Below are 1492 nucleotides of genomic sequence, written 5' to 3'. Positions count from 1 at the left end.
GAGACTATGAAGAAAAGTCTGTAAATAAAAATCTTCTATGATAATGATTGAGCTGGAAGCACTAAATTGGAGCTTCCAACTCTTGTTATATATATACGACATGATTTCAGGCATGTCAAGAGCGGACGTCAAAAACGTCTTTCTCATCATGCATACAGATTCTGTTATTCTGGGAGTCTTCCCTCGTACATAATGCTGAGTTCACCGTAGACCCGTCCCCAGTTTCGAATGCTCATAGTCCATTTTTTTGTGGCTTCAAAAGTTGCCAGATACAGGGCTTTCAGAAGTGCTGTATCACTTGGAAATACGCTTCTCTGACGGTTGAGCTTACGGTAGGTAGAATTCAGACTTTCAATTGCATTGGTCGTGTAAATAACCTTTCTGACATCCGGTGAAAACTTGAAAATCGGCGTTATTGCATCCCAGTTATCATACCAGCGTTTCATAGAATTCGGGTATTTTGCGGTCCATTTTTCAGTAACACGATCCAGAGCCAGTCTAGCTTTCTCTTCATCGGAAGCATGGTAAATCGTTTTTAGGTCGGAAGCAAACGCTTTTCTGTCCTTATCCGGAACATATTTTAGCGTGTTTCTTACCTGATGTACAATACATCTCTGATACTCTGTTTTTGGAAATGCAGCGGCAATTGCCTCTTTAATGCCACTAAGACCGTCAGCGCAGATAATCAGGATATCCTTTACACCACGATTCTTCAGCTCATTCAGAACAGACAGCCAGTACTTTGAACTTTCATTATCACCGACAGTGATTGAAAGAACCTCTTTTTTTCCTTCTGTGTTGATGCCAAGAATGACGTAGGCAGCCAGTTTTCTGATTACTCCATTATCTCGTACGGAATAATGGATGGCATCTATATAGAGGATTGGATATACCTCATCCAGCGGTCGATTTTGCCAGTCTTCGATCTGAGGCAGGATTTTATCTGTAACGTCTGAAATAAAGCCTTCTGATGTTTCAAAACCGTAGATATCTTCGATGGTCTCGGATATTTGCCGGGTCGTCATTCCTTTTGCATACATGGAAATAATCTTCTGATCAATATCAGAAATATCCTTCTGACGTTTCTTTACAATCTGTGGCTCAAATGTTGATTTACGGTCCTGTGGAACATCGATATCCATGCTGCCATAGCTGCTGTTTACACGCTTTGATTTATATCCATTGCGGTAATCATCGCTATCAGATCGTTCAGATTTTTGGTAGCCAAGATGATCATCCATTTCTGCTTCCATCATCTCTTTGATGGTGCCGCCAAGCAGATCCTTAAGAGCATCCTGGATATCTTCAGCGGTTTCAATATCATACTCCTGAAGAAGTTGCTGAATGATGTTTCGCTTTCCCTCTGTCATTACTACTTTGTGTACAGGTTTCTTTTCTCTTCTTGCCATAATAAAAGGCCTCCTATGATTTATATTTTACCATAGAAGACCTTGCTGTTATTAGCTATTTACAGAAAAAGTTTCACATACTC

Annotated in this window: 1 protein-coding gene; it reads right to left on the bottom strand. The window is 40.4% G+C overall.

From position 1 onward, the window contains the following. Nucleotides 1-164 precede the first annotated feature (164 nt). On the bottom strand, nt 165-1370 hold the full coding sequence (locus LI126_RS14565; RefSeq protein ID WP_412348049.1) for an IS256 family transposase: 1206 nt from the start codon (nt 1368-1370) through the stop codon (nt 165-167). Between the last annotated feature and the right edge of the window lie 122 nt (nt 1371-1492).

It is taken from the genome of Mediterraneibacter sp. 210702-DFI.5.30 (assembly GCF_020560115.1).
Lineage (GTDB): Bacteria > Bacillota > Clostridia > Lachnospirales > Lachnospiraceae > Mediterraneibacter > Mediterraneibacter faecis.
The sequence above is the reverse complement of the archived record's forward strand: the minus strand, read 5'-3'. Positions and strand labels throughout refer to the sequence as shown.

What these genes read in the sequence shown, in the direction of transcription:
- LI126_RS14565 (WP_412348049.1), bottom strand. Translation starts at nt 1,370, where the DNA reads ATGACAGAGGGAAAGCGAAACATCATTCAGCAACTTCTTCAGGAGTAT.